The following is a 24791-nucleotide window of genomic DNA, read 5'->3' as shown; positions in this document are numbered from 1 at the left end:
GCGCTCAGGGGACCCGGTGGATCCAGGCCTCGGTGTCGAACTTGGTCCGCACCAGGTGCTCGGCCCGCTCCAGCTCCTCGGGCAGCAGCGCGGAGTCCTTGGTGCGGTGGTGGTCCGCGAAGTAGCGGGCGAAGGAGTCGATGACGTCCTCGCGGGCCATCCCTGTCTGGGAGCGCAGCGGGTCGACACGCTTGTTCGCGCTGCGGGTGCCCTTGTCCGACATCTTCTCGCGCCCGATGCGCAGCACCTGCAGCATCTTGTCCGCGTCGATGTCGTAGGCCATCGTCATGTGGTGCAGCACCGCTCCCCCGGCCAGCCGCTTCTGGGCGGAGCCCGCGATCTTGCCCGCCGGGGAGGCGACGTCGTTCATCCCCGCGAACCGCGCCTCCACCCCCAGCTCGGCGAGCGCCCCGAGCACCCAGGCGTCGAGGAAGGCGTAGGACTGCTCGAAGCTCATCCCGTCGACGAGCGAGGCAGGCACCACCAGGGAGAACGTCACGCAGTTCCCGGCCTCCATGAACATCGCCCCGCCGCCGGAGATCCGCCGGACCACGGTGACGTCGTGCGCCGCGACGCCGTCGTCGTCGATCTCGTTGCGGTACGACTGGAAGGAACCGATGAACACCGCCCGCTCGTCCCACTCCCAGAACCGCAGCGTCGGGCCGCGCATCCCCTCGGCGAGCTCCTCGGTGAGGACCTGGTCCAGTGCCGCGAGGGTACGCGGCGGCAGCGGTCCGGGACGCAGCACCTCGATCGTGTGGTCCTGCCAGGTGGTGGCCAGCCCGACGGCGCGCCGCACCGCGACCGCGACCGCGCGCGCGTCGAACCCCACCATCGCGACGGGCCCCGCCAGGGCGCCGGTGCGCTCGGCCTCCTCCAACGCCTCGGTGACCACGCGGGTCAGCTCGCCCGTCGGGGTCGACGCCGGCACCCCGGTCAGGGCGCGGTCGATCACCTCGAGGGCGTCGTCGGGTTCGAGGAAGAAGTCCCCGGAAAGCCGGACGCGGGCCAGCCGGTCGTCGTCGACCACCAGGTCGACCGCCACGAGCTTGCCACCGGGAACCTTGAACTCACCGTGCACGGGTCCACGGTAGTCGAGCCTCAGAGCGGTTCGACGCCGGCGTGCAGCAGCCCGTAGACGTGGGCGTCGATGAGCGCCTCCCAGGCGGCCTCGATGATGTTCGGCCCGACCCCCACGGTGGACCAGGTGTGCTGCCCGTCGGTGGTCTCCACCAGCACCCGCGTGGTGGCGTCGGTGCCGTGCTGGGCGTCCATGATCCGGACCTTGAAGTCGACCAGGTCGAACTGCTCGATGTCGGGGTAGACCCGGGTCAGCGCGTGGCGCAGCGCCTGGTCGAGCGCGTTGACCGGTCCGTTGCCCTCCCCCGTGACCACGATCCGGTCGCCACCGGCGTGCAGCTTCACGGTGGCCTCGGCGAGTGCCTCGGCGTCCCGCCGGTCGGCGTCGGGACCGTCGGTCCCCCGTGTCCCGCCCGTGGTCTCGACGATCGCCCGCCACGACTCGACCCGGAAGAAGTGCGGTCGGGCGCCGGTGAGCTCCTCGCGCAGGATCAGCTCGAACGAGGCGTCGGCGGCGTCGAACGTGTAGCCCTGGGCCTCGGCGTCCTTGACCCGGTTCGTCACCCGGGTCAGGAGCTCCCCCTGCCCGGCCAGGTCGAAGCCGAGCTCGCGACCCTTGAGCTCGATGGACGCGCGGCCCGCCATGTCGGACACGAGCATGCGCATGTCGTTGCCCACCGCCGTCGGGTCGACGTGCTGGTACAGGTCCGGGTCGACCTTGATGGCGCTGGCGTGCAGGCCCGCCTTGTGCGCGAACGCGCTGGCGCCCACGTAGGGCTGGCGGGCGTAGGGGGCGATGTTCGTGATCTCGGCCACGGCGTGCGCGATCCGCGTGGCGTCGGCCAGGCCGTCGCCGGCGAGGGTGTCGAGGTCGTACTTGAGCGCGAGGTTGGCCACGACCGTCACCAGGTCGACGTTGCCGGTGCGCTCGCCGTAGCCGTTGACGGTGCCCTGCACGTGGGCGCAGCCGGCCTCGACGGCGGCCAGCGTGTTGGCGACGGCGCAGCCGGAGTCGTTGTGGGCGTGCATCCCGAGCAGGCCGTCACCCGGCAGGGCGTCCCGGCCGTGGGACATCCCGAGGGTCGCACGCAGCTCGCCGACGATGTCCAGGACCCCGGTGGGCAGCATGCCGCCGTTGGTGTCGCACAGGGCGACCACCTCGGCCCCCGCCTCGAACGCCGTCCGCACCGCCGCCGTCGTGAAGGCCGGGTCGAAGCGGTAGCCGTCGAAGAAGTGCTCGGCGTCGACCACGACACGCCGCCCCTCGCCCACGAGGAACTCCACGGTGTCGCGGATCATCGCCAGCCCCTCGTCCGGCGTGGTGCGCAGCGCCCGCTCGACGTGGCGCACGTCCGACTTGGCGACGAGCGTGACGACGGGCGCCTCGGAGTCCACCAGCGCCCTGACCTGCGGGTCGTCCCACGCACGGGTGCTCGCCCGACGTGTCGATCCGAACGCCGCCAGGACGGCGTTCTTCAGCTCGAGCTCCTTGGCGGCGCGACGGAAGAACTCGGTGTCCTTGGGGATCGCCCCCGGCCAGCCGCCCTCGATGAACCCCACGCCCAGCTCGTCGAGCAGGGGCGCGATCGCGATCTTGTCCGCGACGGAGAGGTTCATCCCCTCCTGCTGCGCGCCGTCGCGCAGGGTGGTGTCGTACACGTGGAACGGGGCCGTGGCCATGGGGGGCTCCCCTGGGTGAGCGATCAGGACAACAAAAAAGACCCTCCGGGTACGGAAGGTCTGCGCGTCCGGTCGATGAACCGGACGCGCTAGCTAATCAGGCAACGCTGGTGAGCGCGAGTCATACTTCAGATGGTGCCACACGCCACACCGTGCCGTCACCGGTGTCCGAGGGACGGACCGGTGCGAACCGCTGTTCTGCGGTGGCGGCCGGGGTGGTGCGTGGTGGCGGAGCCCCATCTGTGGTCCGCTAGGGCGACCATGACGACGGCGAGGAGAACGACCGTGAGCGACCCCCGACAGCCCTACGGCCCGGACGACCCGACACAGCGCTACCAGCGCGCTCCCGGCCCGGACGAGCAGCCGCCCGGGGTCGTCCCCACGCCCGAGCCCGCCTGGGAGGCCGCGGGCGCACCGCCGTCGCAGCGTGCGCAGCTCGACGTCGGCCGGTACTGGGCCGGTGCGGCGGCCACGGTGCTGGTCTGCGCCCTGCTGGGGTTCGCCGCCTCCGTGATCTTCGACGAGGTCTTCGACATCGGCCTCTACGCCCCCGACGCGCTCGGCACCGGCGACGACGTCTCCTGGGCGGGGGCGGGCGCGCTCTTCGCCCTCATCGCGGCCGTCGTGCTTCAGCTGCTCGTGGTCGTGGCCCCCCGGGCGCGCATGTTCTTCGGGTGGCTGGTCGCGCTGACGACCGTCATCCTCGCCGTCCTGCCGTTCACCGGCGACCCGGACCCGCTGGCCGGCACGATGACGGCCCTGGTGTGGCTCGTCCTCGGCATCGCGGTGTACTCGATGCTCAGCGGGGTCCTCGGCCGCACCCTCGTGCGCCCGACGGCACCCCCCGTGCCTCCGGTGCGCTGAGACGCCAGGACGGCCCGTGGACCCGCTCGACGCGGGTCCACGGGCCGTCCTGTTGTCCGGGTGCGGTCCCTCAGGCCAGGCGACGCATCCAGCCGTGCTTGTCCTCCGCGCGGCCGTACTGGATGTCGGTGAGCTCGGTGCGCACGGCCATGGTCAGCTCGCCGGGCTCGCCGTCGGCCACCGGGTGGTCGAACGTGCTGCCGGCGAGGCGGCCCACCGGCGTGACCACGGCGGCCGTGCCGCAGGCGAAGAACTCGCGCACGCTGCCGTCGGCGAGGCCGGAGACGATCTCCTCCAGCGGGATCCTGCGCTCGACGACGTCGTAGCCCCGATCGGCCACCAGGCGCAGGATCGACGACCGGGTCACGCCCTCGAGGATGGACCCGGTCAGCTCGGGCGTGTGCACGCTGCCGTCGTCCTTGACGACGAACACGTTCATGCCCCCGAGCTCCTCGAGGTAGGTGTTCGTCGTGGTGTCGAGGAAGCACACCTGGTCGCACCCGTGCTGCTGGGCCTCGGTCTGCGGCAGGAGGCTGGCGGCGTAGTTGCCGCCGCACTTGGCGTCGCCCGTGCCGCCGGGGCCCGCGCGGTGATAGTCCTCGGAGACCCAGATGGACACGGGCTTGACCCCACCGGCGAAGTACGGACCCACCGGGGAGGCGATGCACAGGTACTCGACCTGGGCGGCCGGTCGCACCCCGAGGAACGCCTCCGAGGCGAACATGAACGGGCGCAGGTACAGGCTGGAGTCGGCGCCCGAGGGCACCCAGGCCTCGTCGGTGCGCACGAGCGCCGCGATGGAACCGATGAAGTCGTCGACCGTCAGGGGCGGCAGGGCGAGCCGGTGGGCGGACCGGGCGAACCGCGCGGCGTTCGCGTCGGGACGGAACGTCCACACCGACCCGTCCTCGTGCCGGTAGGCCTTCATGCCCTCGAAGATCTCCTGCGCGTAGTGCAGGACGGCGGTGGCCGGGTCGAGCTGCAGCGGACCGTACTTCTCGATGCGTCGGTCGAGCCACCCCGAGTCGTGGCGCCAGGAGATCCGGGCCATGTGATCCGTGAAGACGGTGCCGAAACGGGGGGCGGCGAGCGCCGCTTCGCGCTCGTCGTCGGGCGTCGGCGTGTCGGTGCCGCGGACGTCGAAGAGGGCGACGAGGTCTTCGAGCTCCTCGGGGAGCACGTTGTGCGAGGTCGTGGTCATGAGGGGGCCTTTCACCGGGTGACCCCTGTAGTTTTCCACGTCTCGCGGCCCCTTGGGCACCACGCCGGCGCGACGACCACAACGGTCACCCCGGACGGGAGGTCAGGGGGACGTCGGTGGTGGACGACCGGGCCGGCGACGGCGCTGGTGGCGCCGTCAGACGCGGGCTGCGAGCTCGCGACCGACCTCGGCCGTCGAGCGTACTCGGGTACCCCGTTCGGCGAGGTCCGCGGCGACGGCGGCCTCGACGCGGGCGGCCTCGTCGGTCAGGCCGAGGTGGTCCAGCAGGAGCGAGACGGACAGGACGGTCGCCGTCGGGTCCGCCTTGCCCTGCCCCGCGATGTCCGGCGCGGAACCGTGCACGGGCTCGAACATCGAGGGGGCCGTGCGGTCCGGGTTGATGTTGGCCGAGGCCGCCAGCCCGATGCCGCCGGTGATCGCCGCGGCCTGGTCGGTGAGGATGTCACCGAACAGGTTGTCCGTGACGATGACGTCGAACCGTGACGGGTTCGTCGTGAGGAAGATCGTGGCGGCGTCCACGTGCAGGTAGTCGGTGGTGACGTCGGGGAACTCCGCGTTGACGGCCTCCACCGTGCGGCGCCACAGGTGACCGGCGTGCACCAGCACGTTGTGCTTGTGCACGAGCGTGAGGTGCTGGCGCGGACGGGCCTGCGCGCGGGCGAACGCGTCGCGGACCACCCGCTCGACGCCGAACGCGGTGTTGACGGAGACCTCGGTGGCGATCTCGTGCGGGGTCCCGGTGCGCACCGAGCCGCCGTTGCCCACGTAGGGGCCCTCGGTGCCCTCACGGACCACGACGAAGTCGACCTCGCCCGGGTCCGCCAGCGGGCTCGTCACGCCGCGGTAGAGCTTGCCGGGTCGCAGGTTCACGTAGTGGTCGAGCGCGAAGCGCAGCTTGAGCAGCAGGCCCCGCTCGAGCACGCCGGACGGGACGGACGGGTCGCCGATCGCGCCGAGCAGGATCGCGTCGTGGGACCGGATCCGCTCCAGGTCGCTGTCGGTGAGGGTCTCGCCGGTGGCGTGCCAGCGACGCGCGCCCAGGTCGAACTCGGTGGTCGAGACCTTGACGTCCGAGCCGGCCAGCACGGCGTCGAGCACGGCGAGGCCCTGCTCGACGACCTCCGTACCGATGCCGTCGCCTGCCACCACTGCGAGGTCGATGTTGCGCGTCATGGGCCGAGCCTACGCCGTCGTCCGCCATGATACGGACGGCCGTCTCACCATGCGGTCGCGGCGTCAGTGCTCGCGTGCGGAGAGCACGCAGAACTCGTTGCCGTCCGGGTCCGCGAGCACCGTCCACGACGCCGTCGCGGGCTGCCCGACGTCGATCACCGTGGCGCCGAGCCCGACGAGCCGCGCGATCTCCGCGTCGCGGTGGTCGCTCGTGTGCGGCGCGAAGTCCCAGTGCAGACGGTTCTTCGAGGTCTTCTCGTGCTCCACGCGCACGAACACCAGCCCCGGAGGCACCTGGTGGAACGGGAGGCGTTCGTCGAGCTCGCGGGCCCAGGGCGGGACGAGCACGCACTCCTCGTCGGAGGCGTAGGCGAGCTCCCAGCCCAGCGCCTCGGCCCACCAGCCCGCCAGGCGGCGCGGGTCCGTGGTCTCCGCGACCGTCGAGTACCAGCGCAACGTCATCGTCGGCTCCTTCTGCCGGGCGTCCCGGATCACTCGGAGTAGAGAACCTCGAAGCGTTCGCAGAGGACCTCCAGGGAGGGGTCGAACTCGTGCGCCGTGCCGGCCAGGGTCCGGCGCCAGTAGCGCTCGTGCCCCTCGCGCCAGGACCCCAGCGTGCGGTCGTCCTCGCCCTCGAGGTAGGCGAACTCCTCGGTCACCTCGGAGAACGGCACCACGTCGACCTGCGTGGTGCGGATCAGGGCACGTGGCTCCCCCGACCCGTCGAGCAGGATCGACAGGTCGCCCTTGCGCGGCTGCGGCTCGTCGGCCTGGGCGTACTCGACGACGAGCGAGGCCGTCGCCGTCTTCGTGCCCGACAGCACCAGGCCGAGCAGCTCGTCCGCCAGCTCCGGGTTGTCCCCGAAGGCCCAGGCAGGGGGCGGCACCACGTTCTCGGAGCGCTCGCCCACCGCTCCCCCGTGGCTCGTGCGCCCCGCCTTGGGCCGCGCGGCGTCCCAGAAGGCGGTGATGCGCTCGGCCTGCTCGGTGTCGTCGAGGCCCGTCGCCGACGTCGGGGTCGCGTCGGGTGTGGAGGCGTCGTGGCCGGTGGTGGAGCCGTCGTCCGTCATGGTCGTCATCCTGCCACCAACCTCCCCGCGGCGTAGGCCGCGAACTGCCGAGGTAGGCAACGAACGCACGAGGTAGGCAACACCACCGCGAGATAGCGCTCCGGCCCGCGGGGTAGGCACAGGTACGACGACGTAGGCGACCCGACGCGACCTACCCTCGCGGGATTGTTGCCTACCTCGCGGGCCGTCGCGCTACCCCGCGGGATTGTTGCCTACCTCGCGGGACGTTCGGGCCGGACGCACGCGCGGCCGCCACCCCCGGGTCGGGGTGGCGGCCGCGCGCGTCGCTGGCTGACGAGGGGTGTGTCAGCGAGCGGCGCTGCCCTCCTGGTAGTCGGAGTCAGCGGGCTTGATCCACGCGAACATCTTGCGCAGCTCGCGGCCGGTGGTCTCGATCGGGTGCTGCTCGCCCTTGGCGCGCAGCTCCTTGAACTCCGGGGCGCCGGCGTCCTGGTCGGCGATGAAGCGCTCGGCGAAGGCACCCGACTGGATGTCCGCGAGCACGGCCTTCATGTTCTCCTTGACGTCCGGGGAGATGACGCGCGGCCCGGAGACGTAGTCGCCGTACTCGGCGGTGTCGGAGATCGACCACCGCTGCTTGGCGAGCCCGCCCTCGACCATGAGGTCGACGATGAGCTTGAGCTCGTGCAGCACCTCGAAGTAGGCGACCTCGGGCTGGTAGCCGGCCTCGGTCAGCGTCTCGAACCCGTACTGGACGAGCTGCGACGTCCCGCCGCAGAGCACGGCCTGCTCGCCGAACAGGTCCGTCTCGGTCTCCTCGGTGAAGGTGGTCTTGATGCCACCGGCGCGCAGGCCGCCGATGCCCGCGGCGTAGGACAGCGCGAGGTCCCAGGCGGAGCCGGAGGCGTCCTGCTCGACCGCGACGATGACCGGCACGCCACGACCGTCGACGTACTCGCGGCGCACGAGGTGGCCCGGGCCCTTGGGGGCGACCATGAGGACGTCGTGGCCGGCCTCGGGCTTGATGTAGCCGAAGCGGATGTTGAAGCCGTGCCCGAAGACGAGCGCCGAGCCCTCGGTGAGGTTCGGGGCGATCTCCTCGCGGTACAGGTCACGCTGGACCTGGTCCGGCGCGAGGATCACGACGACGTCGGCCTCCTTCACGGCGTCGGCGACAGGCAGGACCTTCAGCCCGGCGTCCTCGGCCTTGGCGACGGAGGACGAGCCGGCGCGCAGGCCGACGCGGACGTCGACGCCGGAGTCGCGCAGGTTGAGCGCGTGGGCGTGGCCCTGGCTGCCGTAGCCGATGACGGCGACCTTGCGCTGCTGGATGATGGACAGGTCGGCGGCGTCCTCGTAGAACATCTCAGCCACGGTGGTGCTCCTTAGATCTTCGGGTGATTCGCGTCGGGTGGATTCTGCCAGGCGCCGGCAGGTGGCGGTGCAGGCGTCTCAGGCGCTGCGCACGCGCTCCAGCGCCCGGTCGGTGATGGATCGCGACCCACGCCCCACGGCGAGGGTCCCGGACTTGACGATCTCGCGGATGCCGAACGGCTCGAGCGCCGTCAGCAGGGCGTCCAGCTTGCTGTCGGTCCCGGTCGCCTCGATGACGACCGTGTCGGGCACGACGTCGACGACCTTCGCGCGGAAGAGCTGGACGACCTCGAGCACGCCGGACCGGGTGGCGGTGTCCGCCTTGACCTTGACGAGCAGCAGCTCGCGCTGCACCGACGCCTCGGCGTCGAGCTCCACGATCTTGATGACGTTGACCAGCTTGTTGAGCTGCTTGGTCACCTGCTCGAGCGGATGGTCCTCGACGTCGACGACGACGGTGATGCGCGAGATCTCCTCGTGCTCCGTCGGTCCGACGGCCAGGGAGTGGATGTTGAAGGCGCGCCGGGCGAACAGGCCGGCGACACGCGTCAGGACGCCCGGCTTGTTCTCGACGAGCACGGACAGGGTGTGGCGGCTCATCGGCTCAGTCCTCTCGGGTCGTGCGGTCGGATCGAGGTGTCATGCGGCTCAGTCCTCCCTGTCCCAGGCGGGCGAGATGCCGCGCGCGTACTGGATGTCGTCGTTGCTGACGCCGGCGGCGACCATCGGCCAGACCATGGCGTCGCGGGAGACGGTGAAGTCGACGACGACGGGACGGTCGTCGATCTCGTTCGCGCGCTTGATCGCGTCCTCCACCTCCGAGGCGTGCTCCACGCGGATGCCCACGCAGCCGTACGCCTCGGCGAGCTTGACGAAGTCCGGGATCCGCACCGTGCCGTGCCCCGTGTGCAGGTCGGTGTTGGAGTAGCGCTCGTTGTAGAAGAGCGTCTGCCACTGCCTGACCATGCCCAGCGAGCTGTTGTTGATCAGCGCGACCTTGATCGGGATGTCGTTGATCGCGCAGGTGGCCAGCTCCTGGTTGGTCATCTGGAAGCAGCCGTCGCCGTCGATCGCCCACACGTCTCGGTCGGGCTCGCCGACCTTCGCGCCCATCGCGGCCGGGATCGAGTAGCCCATGGTGCCCAGGCCGCCCGAGTTGATCCAGGTGTTGGGGCGCTCGTACCGGATGAACTGCGCCGCCCACATCTGGTGCTGGCCCACACCGGCGACGTAGATCGCGTCCGGGCCGGCGATCTCACCGAGCTTCGAGATGACGTGCTGCGGGGCGAGGTGGCCGTCGGCGGTCGAGGTGAAGCCCAGCGGGTACGTCTCGCGCCAGGTGTCGATCTGGTGCCACCAGGCCTCGACGTCGGGCTTGCCGACGCGCTCCTGCTCGGCCTCGAGCGCGGGGACCAGGTCCCCGACGACCTCGCGCAGGTCTCCGACGATCGGGACGTCGACGGCGCGGTTCTTGCCGATCTCCGCGGGGTCGATGTCGGCATGGATGACCGCGGCGTGCGGGGCGAAGCTCGACAGCTTGCCCGTCACCCGGTCGTCGAACCGGGCGCCGAGCGCGACGACGAGGTCGGCCTTCTGCAGGGCCGCCACCGCCGGCACGGTGCCGTGCATGCCGGGCATGCCCAGGTGCTGCGGGTGCGAGTCGGGCACGGAGCCGCGTGCCATGAGCGTCGTCACCACGGCGGCGCCGGAGACGTCGACGAGCCGCCGCAGCTCCGCCGACGCTCCGGAGCGGATGACGCCGCCGCCGACGTAGAGCACCGGGCGTCGGGCGGACGCCATCAGCCGGGCCGCCTCGCGGATCTGCTTGGAGTGCGGCTTGGTCACCGGGTGGTAGCCCGGCAGCGCCAGGTCCTGCGGCCAGGAGAACGTGGTGGTCGCCTGCATCGCGGACTTCGCGATGTCGACCAGCACGGGTCCGGGACGGCCGGTGGAGGCGATGTGGAACGCCTCGGCGACGGTGCGCGGGATGTCGTCCGGGTCGGTGACCAGGTAGGAGTGCTTCGTGACCGGCATCGTGATGCCGACGATGTCGGCCTCCTGGAAGGCGTCGGTGCCGATCGCGGGTGCCGCGACCTGCCCGGTGATCGCCACCATCGGGATCGAGTCCATGTTGGCGTCGGCCAGCGGGGTCACCAGGTTGGTGGCTCCGGGTCCGGAGGTCGCCATGGTCACGCCGACCTTGCCCGTGGCGTGCGCGTACCCGGAGGCCGCGTGCCCGCCGCCCTGCTCGTGCCGGACGAGGATGTGGCGCAGCTTCTCGGAGTCCATCAGGGGGTCGTAGGTGGGCAGGATGGCGCCGCCCGGGATGCCGAACACGGTGTCGACCCCGACGGCCTCGAGCGACCGGACGATCGACTGCGCGCCCGTGACCTGCTCGCCTACCGAGCGCTCGACGCTGCGCGGTGTGGCACGCGCGGCCACCTGTGCTGGTGTCGGGTTCGGCTGGCCCATGGGGTCTCTCCTGCCGCTCGATCGGGTGGTTTCAAGGAAGTCCGTGCAATGAAAAACCCCTCGGTCCCGGTGCTCCAGGGACTGTCGAGGGGTGAGCGCGCTGACGAAGCCTGTGGCGTGGCCTCAGCCGGCGCGCTCAGGAAGTACTACGAGGAGGATCGTCTGCACGTGAGGCACGTTACGCCGTCGGCACCGGGATGTCACGTCCTGGTAGCCCCGTCCCGCATCGTGGACAGGTGGCTCAGCTCACGTCGCGACGACGGAACACCACCACGGCCAGCACGGTGATCACCACGGCGACGCCGAGCAGGTAGAGCCCGCCCTGGCCGGTGCTCACGGCCCGTTCCACCCACTCCTCGGTGAAGGTGCCGTCCTCGAGGCGGACGGGCACGCCGTACCCGTAGGTGGCGCCGCCCCGCAGCCAGGCGTCCAGGTTCAGACCCGGGAGCCACCGCTGGGACGCACCGAGGGAGTACGAGAAGGCGCTGGCGGCCCACACGACCACCACCGGCACCCCGATCGCCGCCGCGGCGTTGCGCAGGAGCACCGCGAGCGCCGCACCGACGCCGGCGAGCAGCATCCCGGCCAGCGCGAGCCGGCCCGTGAACGTCGCCACCTCGACCCATGCCTCCGCCGTCGGGTCGCCGACGGTGCCGAACACCGCGTACAGCGCGACCAGGCCGCCGACCAGCAGCGCCCAGCCACCGACCACGACCGGCAGCGTGCCCAGGGCTGCCGCGACGGCCTTCGACCAGTACACCCGCCGGCGCCGCGGCTCGAACGTGAGCCACATGCCCAGCGATCCGGAGCTCTGTTCCGCGGTGACGAAGCTGACACCGACGACGAACGCGAGCATGAGGAAGAACAGGGCCGTGGTGGCGGCCGCGGGAAGACCCGACCACCCGTTCCAGAACGACTGCTGGACCTCGGCGACCGCGGGGTCGACGTCCTCGGCGGGCTCCCCCGCCAGGTCGCCCTGGGCCTCCCGCTCGGCCGCGTCCGGGAAGAGGACGACGGTGGGAGGCAGGAAGTACTCGAGGCGAGGCTCCATCTGGTCGCAGCCGTAGTCCGCGCCCGGGTCCGGGTCGGCCTCCTGGTCCTCCAGGCAGGTCGCCACCTGCTCCTCGCCGTCCTCCTCCCACCACTCCAGCTCGTCGGCGTACCACTGCTCCGCTTGGGCGGTCTCCGCCGCCGTCGGCGGACGGGCGTCCCCGACCTGCGCGGCCACGCCGAGCCCGACCGCGACGAGGGCCAGCAGACAGGCACCCCACGTGACCCGGCGAGCCCAGAGTCTGCGCAGCTCCACCCGCAGCAGTCGCCTCATGCCGACACCTCCGTCGCCTCGTCGGTACCGGTCGTCGCCGTGTGCGATCCGGCCGACCCGCCGCCCCACCGGCGTCGTCCACCGCGGTGGGTGCGTCCTCCGGGGGACTCGTGCTGGGTGAGCCCCAGGAACACGGACTCGAGGTCGGCCTGCAGCGGAGCCAGCTCGACCGCCCAGACGCCCTGCTCCCCGAGCATCCGGTTGACCTCGGCGGCACCGGCACCCTCGACGACCAGGGCATCCTGGTCCTGCCGCACGACCATGCCGCGCGAACCGAGCAGGCTGGCGGCGACCGCGGCGTCGTCCGGCGCGACCCGGATCCGGACGGCCGGTCCGCCCTGCCCGGACAGGAGGTCCGCGACGCGACCCGCGGCGACGAGGCGGCCGCCGGCCACGATGGAGACGGTGTCCGCGATCTGCTCGACCTCGGCCAGGATGTGGCTCGAGACGAGCACCGTCTTGCCGCGGTCGGCGAGGTCGCGCATGGTCTGGCGGATCTCCCGGATCCCGGCCGGGTCGAGGCCGTTGGTCGGCTCGTCGAAGATCAGCAGGTCGGGGTCCTTGAGCAGCGTGGCGGCGATGGCCAGACGCTGCTTCATGCCCAGCGAGTAGGTGCGGTAGCGGTCCTTCGCGCGGCCCGAGAGACCCACCTCGTCGATGACGGCGTCCACCCGCGCGCGGGGCGTGCCGATGCCGTCGGCGAGCAGCCGCAGGTTGCGACGGGCGCTGAACGCAGGGAAGAACTTGGGGCTCTCCACGATGGCGCCGACCCGTGCCACGACGTCGGGCAGCTCGCGGGGCACCTCGTGGCCGAAGATCTCGGCCGTCCCGCCGTCAGGCCGGACCAGACCCAGCAGCATACGGATCGTGGTCGTCTTGCCCGACCCGTTGGGCCCGAGGAAGCCGTGCACGCCCCCGGCGGGCACCTGCAGGTCGAGCCCCGCGACGCCGACGGACCGTCCGCGGACGCTCCGATAGGTCTTGCGCAGCGCTCGCGTCTCGATCGCGAGCTCCGCGTGCTCCGGTGCCGGCACCGTGACCTCCTCGTGGCCGCGTCGCGGCCGTCCCGTCGCCGACGGGGAGCGACGGCGCTGAGGGGAGGCTAGAGCACTCGGGCCGCCCGGCGAAAGTCCACGTCAGCGCGCCGCACCGACGCGGGACCCGACGTCGTCGACGATCAGCCGACGGCGTCCACCGGCACGTCCAGCTCGCGGGCCGCCTGCGAGACCCGTGCGGCGAGCGCCGCGTCGCGCTCGCTGAGCCCGCCGACGTCGTGCGAGGTCAGACGCACGGTGACCGTGCCGTACCGCAGGTCGACGTCGGGGTGGTGGTTCGCGGCCTCGGCGAGCTCGGCGATCGCCTCGACGAGCTGCACCCCGGTGGTGAAGCTCCCGGTGGCGAAGACGGCCTCCACCGTCCCGTCGGCGGTCACCCGCCAGTCCTGCGTGCCGTCCGCCGCGCGGAAGTCCGCCGCGCTGATCTGGTCGCTCATGCTGACACCTCCGCACCCCACGCTAGGGCCGGAACCTGGCCTACGCCGGACGGCGGCACGCGCGGGCCCGTGCGCGGCCGGCTCACCCGAGCACGGCCCCCTTCGAGGCGGACTGCACCAGCTTGCTGTACTTGGCCAGCACCCCGCGGGTGTACCCGTGCGGCACCGGCTGCCAGCCGTCGTCGTGCCGGGCGGCCAGCTCGTCGGGCTCGACGAGGAGGTCCAACGTCTTGGCGGCGACGTCGAGGCGGATGCGGTCGCCGTCGCGCACGAACGCGATCGGTCCGGCGTCGACGGCCTCGGGGGCGATGTGCCCGACGCACAGTCCGGTGGTCCCGCCGGAGAACCGGCCGTCGGTGATGAGCAGGACGTCCTTGCCGAGCCCGGCGCCCTTGATCGCCCCGGTGATCGCGAGCATCTCGCGCATGCCCGGGCCGCCCTTCGGGCCCTCGTAGCGGATGACGACGACGTCGCCGGCGGTGATGGTGCCGTCCTCGAGCGCGTCCAGCGCCCCGCGCTCCCGCTCGAACACACGGGCGGTGCCCTCGAAGACGTCCGAGTCGAACCCGGCGGACTTCACCACGGCGCCGTCGGGGGCGAGCGAGCCGTGCAGGATCGTGATGCCGCCGGTGGGGTGGATCGGCTGGTCGAGGGCGCGCAGGATCTTGCCGTCCGGGTCGGGCGGGGCGATGTCCGCGAGGTTCTCGGCGACGGTGCGCCCCGTGACCGTGAGGCAGTCGCCGTGCAGCAGCCCGGCGTCGAGCAGCGCCTTCATGATCACGGGCACGCCACCGATGCGGTCGACGTCGTTCATGACGTACCGGCCGAACGGCTTGAGATCGCCCAGGTGCGGCACCCGGCTCGCCACGCGGTCGAAGTCCTCGAGGGTCAGCTCGACCTCGGCCTCGTGGGCGATCGCCAACAGGTGCAGCACCGCGTTCGTGGAGCCGCCGAACGCCATGACGACGGCGATCGCGTTCTCGAACGCCTCCTTGGTCATGATGTCGCGGGCCGTGATCCCGCGGCGGAGCATCTCCACCACGGCCTCCCCGGAGGACTGCGCGAACATGTCGCGACGTCGGTCGGCCGACGGCGGCGCCGCGGACCCGGGCAGCGACATGCCCATCGCCTCGGCCGCCGACGCCATCGTGTTGGCGGTGTACATCCCGCCGCAGGCACCCTCGCCCGGGCAGATCGCCCGCTCGATCCGGTCCACGTCCTCACGCGACATCAGCCCTCGCGAGCACGCCCCGACGGCCTCGAACGCGTCGATGATCGTGACGTCCTTCTCGGTGCCGTCCGAGAGCTTCACCCAGCCCGGCATGATCGAGCCGGCGTAGAGGAACACGCTCGCCAGGTCCAGGCGGGCGGCCGCCATGAGCATGCCGGGCAGGGACTTGTCGCACCCCGCGAGGAGCACGGAGCCGTCGAGCCGCTCGGCCTGCATGACGGTCTCGACCGAGTCGGCGATGACGTCGCGGCTCACCAGCGAGAAGTGCATGCCCTCGTGGCCCATCGAGATGCCGTCGGAGACGGAGATGGTGCCGAACTCCAGCGGGTAGCCCCCGCCGGCGTGCACACCGTTCTTCACGGCACCCGCGAGCCGGTCCAGGGACAGATTGCAGGGCGTGATCTCGTTCCAGGAGCTCGCCACCCCGATCTGCGGCTTGGCGAAGTCGTCGTCCCCCAGGCCGACGGCCCGCAGCATGCCGCGGGCCGCCGTGGCCTCCAGGCCGTCGGTGACCTGGCGGGAACGCGGTTTGATGTCAGGCGTGGGACCGGCGTCGGTGCTCGTCATGCCCCCGAGCGTAGGGCGAAGCCCCCGGCCCTGCCCACCTCAGCGGCGCGTGACCAGCGAGACGTCGCGGACGGCGCCGCGGTCGGCGGACGTCGCCATCGCGGCGTACGCCTGCAGCGCCGGCGAGACGTACCGGTCACGGTCGGCGGGCTGCCACGGGTTCTCCGAGGCCTCCATCTTGGCGCGCCGCTCGGCGAGCACGGCGTCCGGCACGTTGAGCCGGATCGCCCGTGAGTCCACGTCGATCTCGATCTCGTCGCCGTCCTCCACCAGGCCGATGAGCCCGCCGGCGGCAGCCTCCGGGGAGACGTGCCCGATGGAGATGCCGCTCGACCCGCCGGAGAACCGGCCGTCGGTGATCAACGCGCAGACCTTGCCCAGTCCGCGCCCCTTGATGAAGGACGTCGGGTAGAGCATCTCCTGCATGCCGGGACCGCCGGCGGGTCCCTCGTAGCGCACGACGACGACGTGGCCCGGCTCCACCTGCTTGCTGAGGATCTTCTCCACGGCCTGCTCCTGCGACTCGCACACCAGGGCCTTGCCGACGAAGTGGAAGACGTCGGGATCCACCCCCGCCGTCTTGAACACGGCGCCGTCCTCGGCGAGGTTGCCGCGCAGCACCGCCAGACCGCCCTCGACGGTGTAGGCGTGCTCCAGGTCGCGGATGCAGCCGTCGGCGGCGTCGGTGTCCAGGGACTCCCACCGGTTCGACGTCGAGAACGCCTGGGTGGTGCGCACGCCGCCGGGTGCGGCGTGGAAGAGGTCGAGCGCGGTGTCCGTGGCCCGGCCGGAGCGGATGTCCCAGTCGTCCAGCCAGCTCTCCAGCGTCGGGGTGTGCACCGTGGTGACGTCGGTCCGCAGGAGTCCGGCGCGGCGCAGCTCGCCGAGCAGCGCCGGGATGCCCCCGGCCCGGTGGACGTCCTCCATGTGGTAGTCCGGGTGGTTGGGGGCCACCTTGCTCAGGCACGGCACCTGGCGGCTGATCTGCTCGATGTCGGCCAGGGTGAAGTCGACCTCGGCCTCCTGGGCCGCGGCGAGCACGTGCAGCACGGTGTTGGTCGAGCCGCCCATCGCGACGTCGAGCGCCATCGCGTTGTGGAAGGCGTCCTTGGTGGCGATGCCGCGCGGTGCCGCGGTGTCGTCCTCGCCGTCGTAGTACCGCGTCGCCAGCTCGACGACGGTGCGACCGGCCTCCAGGAAGAGCTCCTTGCGCGCGGCGTGGGTGGCCAGCGTGGAGCCGTTGCCCGGCAGGGACAGCCCGAGCGCCTCGGTGAGGCAGTTCATCGAGTTCGCGGTGAACATGCCCGAGCAGGAGCCGCAGGTGGGGCACGCCGCCTCCTCGACCTTCGCCAGGGCGTCGTCGGAGACGTTCTCGTCGGCCGAGTAGTTGATCGCGTTGATGAGGTTGAGGGATGTCTTGGCGACGCCGTCGGCCACGACGGCCTTGCCGGCCTCCATCGGCCCGCCGGAGACGAACACCACGGGGATGTTGAGCCGCAGCGCCGCGTTGAGCATGCCCGGGGTGATCTTGTCGCAGTTGGAGATGCACACCAGGGCGTCCGCGCAGTGCGCGTTGACCATGTACTCCACGGAGTCGGCGATGAGGTCGCGGCTGGGCAGGGAGTACAGCATGCCGCCGTGGCCCATCGCGATGCCGTCGTCCACGGCGATGGTGTTGAACTCCTTGGCGACGCCGCCGGCCTCCCGGATCGCGCCGGCCACGAGGTCGCCCATGTCCTTGAGGTGCACGTGCCCGGGGACGAACTGCGTGTACGAGTTCGCGATCGCCACGATCGGCTTGCCGAAGTCCTCCGAGCCCATGCCCGTCGCGCGCCACAGGGCGCGGGCGCCGGACATGTTGCGGCCGTGGGTGGACGTGCGGGAGCGCAGGGGGCGGCTCATCTCGGTGCTCCTTCGAAGGGCTCGGCGTGCGTGCCGCGAGCGGCACGTGACCGCACAGTACGCCGTCGTGCCCGACGACGGCACGGCCGTCCCGCGAGATGGTCGCCCGGGGCGCGGACGCGTCCCGCCGGTGGCCGGCCGCGACGCCGGTCAGGCGCCGGCGGTGTGCACACCCTCCGCGGCGTCGGCGGCCCGGATGTGCCGCATGACCCAGGGCGACAGCGCCCACATCAGCCCCGCGACGCCGAGCGCCACGATGCCGATCCAGCCGAAGTAGGCGGTGTCGGAGGCACCCGCGGTGGCCTGCACGAGCTGGGCGGTGATCGCCTGACCGGAGGCGTTGCCCAGGAACCACAGCGCCATCGCCTGACCGCGGAACGCCCGCGGCGCCAGCAGCGTCGTGGCCGCCAGGCCGACCGGGGACAGGCACAGCTCGCCGAGCGTCTGGATGACGTAGACGACGACCAGCACCCACGGCGGCGCGAGGCCGTCGCCGACGACGGCGGACGCCCCGGACAGGAACAGGAACGACAGCGCGGCCAGCGCCAGGCCCAGCGCGAACTTGTACGGCGTGGGCGGCCGGCCGTTCGTGCGCTGCCACAGCCACGCGAAGACCGGGGCGAGGATGATGATCGAGGCCGGGTTGATCGACTGGAAGAAGGCGGGGCTGATCTCGATGCCGAACAGGTCCAGGTCGGTGCGGGTGTCCGCGAACGTCGTCAGGGTCGTGGCGGCCTGCTCGAAGATCATCCAGAACAGCATGGCTGCGACGAACAGCGGGATGTAGGCCAGCAGCCGGGGACGTTCGGTGTCCAGGACCTTCGGGGAGCGGTACATCACCACGAAGTACACGACCGGGGTGATGAGCGCGACGTAGCTCAGCGCGTCGACGAACGTGCTGCCGCCCCATCCTCCCGCGACCAGCGCCGCGACGAGGTACACCAGGGCGACCCCGGCCAGGACCAGGGCGAGGATGCGGGCGATTCCCGCGCGCTCCTCGGGCCGGACCGGGTTCGGCACGGCGTCCCCGGCGCCGTGCAGGTACCGGCGGCCCTGGACGAAGAACACCAGGGCGATCGCCATCCCGACCGCGGCCACGGAGAAGCCCGCGTGGTAGCCCCAGAGGCGCTGCACGGAGCCGACCACGATCGGGGCGAAGAGCGAACCGAGGTTGATCCCCATGTAGAAGATGGAGAACCCGGCGTCGCGGCGCGGGTCCTCCCGCTCGTAGAGCTCGCCGACCATCGCGGACACGTTGGGCTTGAGCAACCCGGTGCCGAGCGCCACGAGGACCAGGCCGAGCCAGGTGAACCCCGCGGCGGGGATCGCCAGGGAGACGTGCCCGGCGGCGATGACGATGCCGCCGTACAGCACCGACCGGCGGGCCCCGATCATCCGGTCCGCGAGCCAGCCACCGACGATCGAGAGCAGGTACACGGCGCTGCCGTACACCGCGACGATGGCCTCGCCGGTGGCCTCGCCGAACCCGAGCCCGCCGTTCACCACGGAGTCGGTGATGTACAGCAGCAGGATGGCGCGCATCCCGTAGTAGCTGAACCGTTCCCACGCCTCGGTGGTGAACAGCGTCATCAGGCCCCGCGGGTGCGAGAAGAAGGTGCGCTCACCCCCGGGCGCGGGGCCGCTCGCGGGCGACGGTGCCGACTCGGTCATGGGGAAACTCTGACACCGGCCCTGCTGACCTGCGACCTGGCGTCGTGACGGCGCCCGGGCCCGGCAGGACGCTTCGCGGGGTGCCGACGCCGACGGCGCACTACCGTGGTCGGATGCCTTCGACCGTGATGTGGTTCCGCCGCGACCTGCGGCTCGCCGACAACCCGGCGCTGGTCGCCGCCGTGGAGTCCGCCCGCGCCGACGGCTCCGACGTCGTGGCCCTGTACGTCCTCGACGACGTGCTGTGGGAGCACGTGGGCGCGAACCGTCTGGCCTACCTGACCGACTCCCTGCGCGCGCTCGACGCCGCCTGCGACGGCGCCCTCGTGGTGCGACGCGGCGACGCGGCCGACGTCGTGCCGCAGGTGGCCCGTGAGGTCGCGGCCCGCGAGGTCCACGTCGCCGCCAGCCACGAGCCCTACGGCCGACGGCGGGACGACGGCGTCGAGCGCGCGCTGCAGGAGGCGGGTGCCGAGCTGGTCCGCACCGGTTCGGCCTACGCCGTCTCCCCCGGGCGGCTGCGCACCGGCGGCGGGACGCCGTACCAGGTCTTCACGCCGTTCCGGAACGCCTGGCTCGAGCACGGCTGGCGCGCACCGGCGGCCCGCCCGCGCAGCATCCCGTGGGCGTCGGTGCCGTCGGACGAGGTCCCCGCGGCGCCGGCCCCCACGGCGACGCTGCCTCGCGCCGGTGAGGAGGCGGCACGACGGCGGTGGCACGACTTCCTGCGCGACGGCCTGGCCGGGTACGGCGAGCGGCGCGACCGCCCGGACCTCGCCGGCACCTCCGCGATGTCGGTGCACCTGCGCTGGGGCGAGGTCCACCCGCGCACCCTGCTCGCCGACCTCGCGGCGGTCCAGCGTGACGGCGGCCCCGCCGACGACGCCGCGACGTTCCGCTCCGAGCTGGCCTGGCGGGAGTTCCACGCCGACGTGCTGCACCACCGGCCGGACGCCCGCACCCGGTCGCTGCGCGCCGTCGTGCCCGAGGACTCCTGGACCTCCGGGAACCGCGAGACCGAGTGGTTCGAGGCCTGGGCGCAGGGCCGCACCGGCTACCCGATCGTGGACGCCGGCATGCGCCAGCTCCTGGCCACCGGGTGGATGCACAACCGGGTGCGGATGGTCGTGGCGTCGTTCCTCGTCAAGGACCTGCACGTGCGCTGGCAGCGCGGCGCCGAGCACTTCATGGCGCACCTCGTGGACGGCGACGTGTCCCAGAACCAGCTCAACTGGCAGTGGGTGGCCGGCACCGGGCACGACGCCGCACCCTACTTCCGGATCTTCAACCCGGTCACCCAGGGCAAGAAGTTCGACCCGGAGGGCGCCTACGTGCGCCGCTGGGTGCCCGAGCTCCGAGCGGTCGAGGGCGCGCGCGTGCAGGAACCCTGGACGCTCGACGACCCGCCGGCGCAGTACCCGGCGCCGATCGTGGACCACGCGCACGAGCGCCGGGTCGCCCTCGACGACTTCGAGCAGGCGCGCCGGTAGACGACGCAGGACCGGCGGAGCGGGTGCTCGGCCGGTCCTGCGGTCGCCGCACCGGGGTCAGCGCTGGTGCTCGCGGAACTCGTCCTCGAGGATGCTCATCACAATCGCGTCGGACCACGTGTCGCCGTCGCGGTAGACGTCCCGCAGGCGCCCCTCCTCGACGAACCCGAGGGAGGCGTACAGCGCCTTGGCCCGCGGGTTGATGGTCAGCACGTCGAGCCCGACGCGGTGCAGCCGCGGACCGCCGTCCTCGCGCGCGGTGGCGAACGCGAAGCGCAGCACGTGCTCGATCGCCTCGCGGCCGTAGCCGCGACCACGGTAGTCGGGAAGCATCTGCAGGCGCAGGTTCGCGCTGCGGCTGACCGGGTCGATCTCGTTGAGCACGATCTCACCGATCAGCTCGTCGCTGACGAGCTCGCCGTCACGGACGGCCCCCGGTGTGATCGCCCAGTCGAACCGGCCGTCCCGGTCCGCGACGGTCGCCGTCCACTCGTCGATCTGCTCGCGGGTGAACGACGTCGTCGTCCCTGTCAGGCGCATGCCCTCCGGGTCGTGCAACGAGTCCCAGAGCCGGTCGGCGTCCCGGGCCTCGATCGGCCGCAGCCGCACCATCTCGCCGGGCAGGACGGGCGGCGTCACGCCCCGATCCTCTCCAGGATCAGCTCGCGGACCCGCTTGGCGTCCGCCTGCCCGCGCGTCGACTTCATCACGGCGCCGATGATCGCGCCCACGGGGCCCTGGTTGCCGCCGCGGACCTTCTCCACGACGTCGGGCTGGGCGGCCAGTGCCTCGTCGATGGCGGTCAGCAGGGCGCCGTCGTCCGAGACGACCTCGAGCCCCCGTGCGGAGACCACGGCCTCCGGGTCGCCCTCGCCGGCCAGCACGCCGTCCAGCACCTGCCGGGCGATCTTGTCGTTGATGCGACCGTCGTCCACCAGACGCTGCAGCCCACCGATCTGTGCCGGGGTGATCGGCAGCTCGGCCAGCTCGACGTCCTCCTGCTTGGCACGCCGGGCCAGCTCGCCCATCCACCACTTGCGCGCCGCGGCCGGGCTGCTGCCTGCCGCGACGGTGGCCTCGATCAGCTCGACGGCCCCGGCGTTGACGACGTCGCGCATCTCGGCGTCGGCGTAGCCCCACTCGCCCTGGAGTCGCCGACGGCGCGCCTGCGGCAGCTCGGGCAGGGTCGCGCGGATCTCCTCGACCCAGGCGCGGGACGGTTCCACGGGCACCAGGTCGGGCTCGGGGAAGTACCGGTAGTCCTCGGCGTCCGACTTCACGCGACCCGAGGTGGTGATCCCCGTGTCCTCGTGCCAGTGGCGGGTCTCCTGGACGATGGAGTCCCCCGCGTCGAGCGCACCCGCCTGGCGGGAGATCTCGTGGCGGACCACGCGCTCGACCGAACGGAACGAGTTGACGTTCTTGGTCTCCGTGCGGGTGCCGAGCGGGGACTCCGGCGTCGGGCGCAGCGAGACGTTGACGTCGGCGCGGACGTTGCCGCGCTCCATGCGGGCCTCGGAGACCTCCAGCGCGCGGAAGATGTCACGGAGTGCCTGCACGTACGCGCGGGCCACCTCGGGCGCCCGGTCGCCGGCTCCCGTGATGGGCTTGGTGACGATCTCCACCAGCGGGATACCCGCCCGGTTGTAGTCCACCAGCGAGTACTCCGCGCCGTGGATGCGCCCGGTGGCGCCGCCCACGTGGGTGTTCTTGCCGGCGTCCTCCTCCATGTGCGCGCGCTCGATCTCCACGCGGTGCACGGTGCCGTCCTCGAGCTCGACGTCGAGGAAGCCGTCGAACGCGATCGGCTCGTCGTACTGCGAGGTCTGGAAGTTCTTCGGCACGTCCGGGTAGAAGTAGTTCTTCCGGGCGAACCGGCACGACTCCGCGATCTGGCAGTTCAGGGCCAGGCCGATGCGGATCGCATACTCCACCGCCGTGCCGTTGACCACCGGCAGCGCTCCCGGCAGGCCGAGGCTGACCGGCGTCGTCTGCGTGTTGGGGTCGGCGCCGAAGCTGGCCTCGGCCGGGCAGAACATCTTGGTGCGGGTGCCGAGCTCGACGTGCACCTCGATGCCGAGCACCGGGTCGTACCGTCGGACCGCGTCGGCGTAGTCGACCATCTGGGTCACAGTCATCTCCTTCGTGGGTCCGTCAGCCGAGCTCGGGCGCGCGGTCCAGCAGCGGGCCGCCCCAGCGGGCCTCGAGCGCCGCCTCGAGGGCCGCGCCCACGCGGTAGAGGCGGTCGTCGGCCTTGGCCGGAGCGAGCACCTGGAAACCGGTCGGCAGCCCGTCGTCCTCGGTCGAGTCACCGGCCAGACCGCTCGGCACCGAGATACCCGGCACGCCGGCGAGGTTGGCCGGGATGGTCGCGACGTCGTTGAGATACATCGCCAGCGGGTCGTCGAGCTTCTCGCCGAGCTTGAACGCCGTCGTCGGGGCCGTCGGCGAGACGAGGACGTCGACCTGGGCGAACGCCTCGTCGAAGTCACGCTGGATCAGCGTGCGCACCTTCTGGGCGCTGCCGTAGTAGGCGTCGTAGTAGCCGGCGCTCAGGGCGTAGGTGCCCAGGATGATCCGGCGCTTGACCTCGTCGCCGAAGCCGGCGCCGCGGGTCGCCGCCATGACGCGCTCGGCCGTGACGGGGCCCTCGTCGGGCTCCACGCGCAGGCCGAAGCGCATGCCGTCGAACTTCGCGAGGTTGCTCGACGCCTCGGCCGGCAGGATCAGGTAGTACGCGGCCAGGGCGTACTCGAAGTGCGGGCAGGAGACCTCGACGATCTCCGCGCCGGCCTCGCGCAGGAGATCGAGCGACTCCTCGAACCGCGCCTGCACGCCCGGCTGGTAGCCCTCGCCCTGCAGCTGGGTGACGACACCGACCTTGAGGCCGGACAGGTCGCCCGAGGCTCCCTGCCGCGCCGCCTCGACGAGCGGGGGCAGCGGCTCGTCGATGGATGTCGAGTCGCGCGGGTCGTGCCCACCGATCAGCTCGTGCAGCAGCGCGGAGTCCATGACCGTGCGCGTCACCGGACCGGCCTGGTCGAGGCTGGAGGCGAGGGCGATCAGACCGTAGCGGGAGACGCTGCCATAGGTCGGCTTCACGCCCACGGTGCCGGTCACGGCACCCGGCTGGCGGATGGAGCCGCCGGTGTCGGTGCCGATCGCCAGCGGCGCCTCGAAGGCGGCCAGCGCTGCGGCCGAGCCCCCGCCGGAGCCGCCGGGGATCCGGTCCAGGTCCCACGGGTTGTGCGTGTTGCCGTAGGCGGAGTGCTCGGTGGAGGAGCCCATCGCGAACTCGTCCATGTTCGTCTTGCCGAGGATCGGCAGGCGCGCGGCACGGATCTTCTCGACCAGCGTGGCGTCGTACGGCGGGATCCACCCCTCGAGGATCTTCGAGCCGGCCGTCGACGGCAGGCCCTTGGTCACTACGACGTCCTTGACGGCGATGGGTACACCGGCCAGCGGGTGCAGGTCCTCGCCCGCGGCGCGCGCGACGTCGACGTCGCGGGCCGTGGCCAGCGCATCCTGGGCGCTCACGTGCAGGAAGGCGTGCACCGCGTCGTCGACGGCGGCGATGCGGTCCAGGAACGCCTGCGTCACCTGGACGCTGGTGACCTCGCGGGCGCGGAGCTTCTCCGCCAGGGTGGCGGCGGAGAGTCGGGTCAGGTCGGTCATCTCACTCCTCCCCGAGGATCTGCGGGACGGCGAACCGGCCGTCCTCGGCCGCGGGTGCCGCGGCGAGCACCGCGTCCACCGGCAGGCCGGCCTCGGGCTCGTCGGCACGGAACACGTTCGACAGGGGCAGCGGGTGGCTGGTCGCGGGCACGTCGGGGGTCGCGACCTCGCTCACCTTGGCGATGGACTCGACGATCACGTCGAGCTCGCCGGACAGGCGGTCCAGCTCGTCAGGGCGCAGGTCGATCCGCGCCAGCGCGGCGACACGCGCGACCTCGTCACGGGAGATGGTGGACATGGCGGCCAGTCTAGTGGCCCGAAGCCGTCCCCCGGGCTCCTCCGCGAGCCAACCCTGTGAACCGGGCCACGCCTCGCAGCACGTGCGGCCGCCACGACGTCACAATGACGTCCCTGGTGCCGTACCGGTGCGCTGCCCCCGGTGGGGGCGGTGCGAGTGGGTGGGGTGGGTGGGTGGGGGTGTGCAACAGGCCCCCCAACCGGTGGTTGGGGGGCCTGTTGTGAAGGGTGTCCGGCGGCGTCCTA

Annotated in this window: 21 protein-coding genes; 2 read left to right on the top strand and 19 right to left on the bottom strand. The window is 72.0% G+C overall.

All coding sequences use genetic code 11. The features are described from left to right. Positions 1-4: 4 nt before the first annotated feature. Positions 5-1081: a lipoate--protein ligase family protein gene (locus ACIQLL_RS15210; protein ID WP_402468880.1), complete on the bottom strand. Its 1077-nt coding sequence runs from the start codon at positions 1079-1081 to the stop codon at positions 5-7. A 20-nt stretch (positions 1082-1101) separates the two neighbouring features. Further along, the gene (gene cimA / locus ACIQLL_RS15205) at positions 1102-2760 is read right to left on the bottom strand and encodes a citramalate synthase (RefSeq protein ID WP_402468877.1); all 1659 of its coding nucleotides are present in this window, start codon (positions 2758-2760) and stop codon (positions 1102-1104) included. Positions 2761-3045: 285 nt separating this feature from the next. Between cimA and ACIQLL_RS15200 the strand changes: the two genes are divergently transcribed. After that, a complete protein-coding gene (locus tag ACIQLL_RS15200; protein WP_402468875.1) occupies positions 3046-3624 on the top strand; it encodes a hypothetical protein in 579 nt (192 codons plus the stop codon). Between the two features lie 70 nt (positions 3625-3694). Here ACIQLL_RS15200 and ACIQLL_RS15195 read toward each other — a convergent pair whose 3' ends face one another. From ACIQLL_RS15195 to ACIQLL_RS15135, 13 genes are all read right to left on the bottom strand, one after another. Then, entirely contained in the window at positions 3695-4825 is a 1131-nt protein-coding gene (locus ACIQLL_RS15195) for a branched-chain amino acid aminotransferase (protein ID WP_402468873.1), read from the bottom strand. A 156-nt stretch (positions 4826-4981) separates the two neighbouring features. After that, complete coding sequence (locus tag ACIQLL_RS15190) at positions 4982-6019, bottom strand: 3-isopropylmalate dehydrogenase (protein WP_402468872.1); 1038 nt, start codon at positions 6017-6019, stop codon at positions 4982-4984. A gap of 63 nt (positions 6020-6082) precedes the next feature. After that, a complete protein-coding gene (locus tag ACIQLL_RS15185; protein ID WP_402468869.1) occupies positions 6083-6481 on the bottom strand; it encodes a VOC family protein in 399 nt (132 codons plus the stop codon). A gap of 29 nt (positions 6482-6510) precedes the next feature. After that, a complete protein-coding gene (locus tag ACIQLL_RS15180) occupies positions 6511-7098 on the bottom strand; it encodes an ASCH domain-containing protein (protein ID WP_402468867.1) in 588 nt (195 codons plus the stop codon). Between the two features lie 297 nt (positions 7099-7395). Beyond that, positions 7396-8424, bottom strand: coding sequence for a ketol-acid reductoisomerase (gene ilvC, locus ACIQLL_RS15175; RefSeq protein ID WP_402468865.1), 1029 nt, complete (start codon positions 8422-8424; stop codon positions 7396-7398). A 78-nt stretch (positions 8425-8502) separates the two neighbouring features. After that, complete coding sequence (gene ilvN, locus ACIQLL_RS15170) at positions 8503-9024, bottom strand: acetolactate synthase small subunit (protein ID WP_402468862.1); 522 nt, start codon at positions 9022-9024, stop codon at positions 8503-8505. 48 nt (positions 9025-9072) lie between these two features. Continuing rightward, entirely contained in the window at positions 9073-10896 is a 1824-nt protein-coding gene (locus tag ACIQLL_RS15165; RefSeq protein WP_402468860.1) for an acetolactate synthase large subunit, read from the bottom strand. Between the two features lie 241 nt (positions 10897-11137). Next, positions 11138-12220, bottom strand: coding sequence for an ABC transporter permease subunit (locus ACIQLL_RS15160; RefSeq protein WP_402468858.1), 1083 nt, complete (start codon positions 12218-12220; stop codon positions 11138-11140). After that, positions 12217-13254, bottom strand: a complete 1038-nt coding sequence (locus ACIQLL_RS15155; RefSeq protein WP_402468855.1) for an ABC transporter ATP-binding protein — start codon at positions 13252-13254, stop codon at positions 12217-12219. The genes ACIQLL_RS15160 and ACIQLL_RS15155 overlap by 4 nt, the downstream gene beginning before the upstream one ends. 143 nt (positions 13255-13397) lie before the next feature. After that, positions 13398-13712 (bottom strand): 4a-hydroxytetrahydrobiopterin dehydratase, encoded by a 315-nt coding sequence (locus tag ACIQLL_RS15150; RefSeq protein ID WP_402468852.1) that lies wholly within the window; start codon positions 13710-13712, stop codon positions 13398-13400. Between the two features lie 82 nt (positions 13713-13794). After that, on the bottom strand, positions 13795-15510 hold the full coding sequence (gene ilvD / locus ACIQLL_RS15145) for a dihydroxy-acid dehydratase (RefSeq protein WP_402468850.1): 1716 nt from the start codon (positions 15508-15510) through the stop codon (positions 13795-13797). A gap of 39 nt (positions 15511-15549) precedes the next feature. Next, a complete protein-coding gene (ilvD, locus tag ACIQLL_RS15140; RefSeq protein ID WP_402468848.1) occupies positions 15550-17412 on the bottom strand; it encodes a dihydroxy-acid dehydratase in 1863 nt (620 codons plus the stop codon). Between the two features lie 150 nt (positions 17413-17562). Beyond that, complete coding sequence (locus tag ACIQLL_RS15135; protein WP_402468846.1) at positions 17563-19083, bottom strand: peptide MFS transporter; 1521 nt, start codon at positions 19081-19083, stop codon at positions 17563-17565. A gap of 113 nt (positions 19084-19196) precedes the next feature. On the opposite strand from ACIQLL_RS15135, the gene ACIQLL_RS15130 reads away from it, so the two are divergent. Beyond that, positions 19197-20573 (top strand): cryptochrome/photolyase family protein, encoded by a 1377-nt coding sequence (locus ACIQLL_RS15130; protein WP_402468843.1) that lies wholly within the window; start codon positions 19197-19199, stop codon positions 20571-20573. Between the two features lie 57 nt (positions 20574-20630). On the opposite strand, the gene ACIQLL_RS15125 is transcribed toward ACIQLL_RS15130, so the two are convergent. The 4 genes from ACIQLL_RS15125 to gatC are packed head-to-tail and all read right to left on the bottom strand — an operon-like array spanning position 20631 to position 24546. After that, complete coding sequence (locus ACIQLL_RS15125) at positions 20631-21212, bottom strand: GNAT family N-acetyltransferase (protein ID WP_402468841.1); 582 nt, start codon at positions 21210-21212, stop codon at positions 20631-20633. Further along, positions 21209-22711 (bottom strand): Asp-tRNA(Asn)/Glu-tRNA(Gln) amidotransferase subunit GatB, encoded by a 1503-nt coding sequence (gatB, locus tag ACIQLL_RS15120; protein ID WP_402468839.1) that lies wholly within the window; start codon positions 22709-22711, stop codon positions 21209-21211. Before gatB ends, ACIQLL_RS15125 begins: the two co-directional genes overlap by 4 nt. 16 nt (positions 22712-22727) lie before the next feature. Next, positions 22728-24248: an Asp-tRNA(Asn)/Glu-tRNA(Gln) amidotransferase subunit GatA gene (gatA, locus tag ACIQLL_RS15115; protein WP_402468836.1), complete on the bottom strand. Its 1521-nt coding sequence runs from the start codon at positions 24246-24248 to the stop codon at positions 22728-22730. A 1-nt stretch (position 24249) separates the two neighbouring features. Then, a complete protein-coding gene (gatC, locus tag ACIQLL_RS15110) occupies positions 24250-24546 on the bottom strand; it encodes an Asp-tRNA(Asn)/Glu-tRNA(Gln) amidotransferase subunit GatC (RefSeq protein WP_402468834.1) in 297 nt (98 codons plus the stop codon). Between the last annotated feature and the right edge of the window lie 245 nt (positions 24547-24791).

Source organism: Isoptericola aurantiacus, from assembly GCF_044769875.1.
GTDB classification, from domain to species: Bacteria; Actinomycetota; Actinomycetes; order Actinomycetales; family Cellulomonadaceae; genus Isoptericola; species Isoptericola aurantiacus.
The sequence above is the reverse complement of the archived record's forward strand: the minus strand, read 5'-3'. Positions and strand labels throughout refer to the sequence as shown.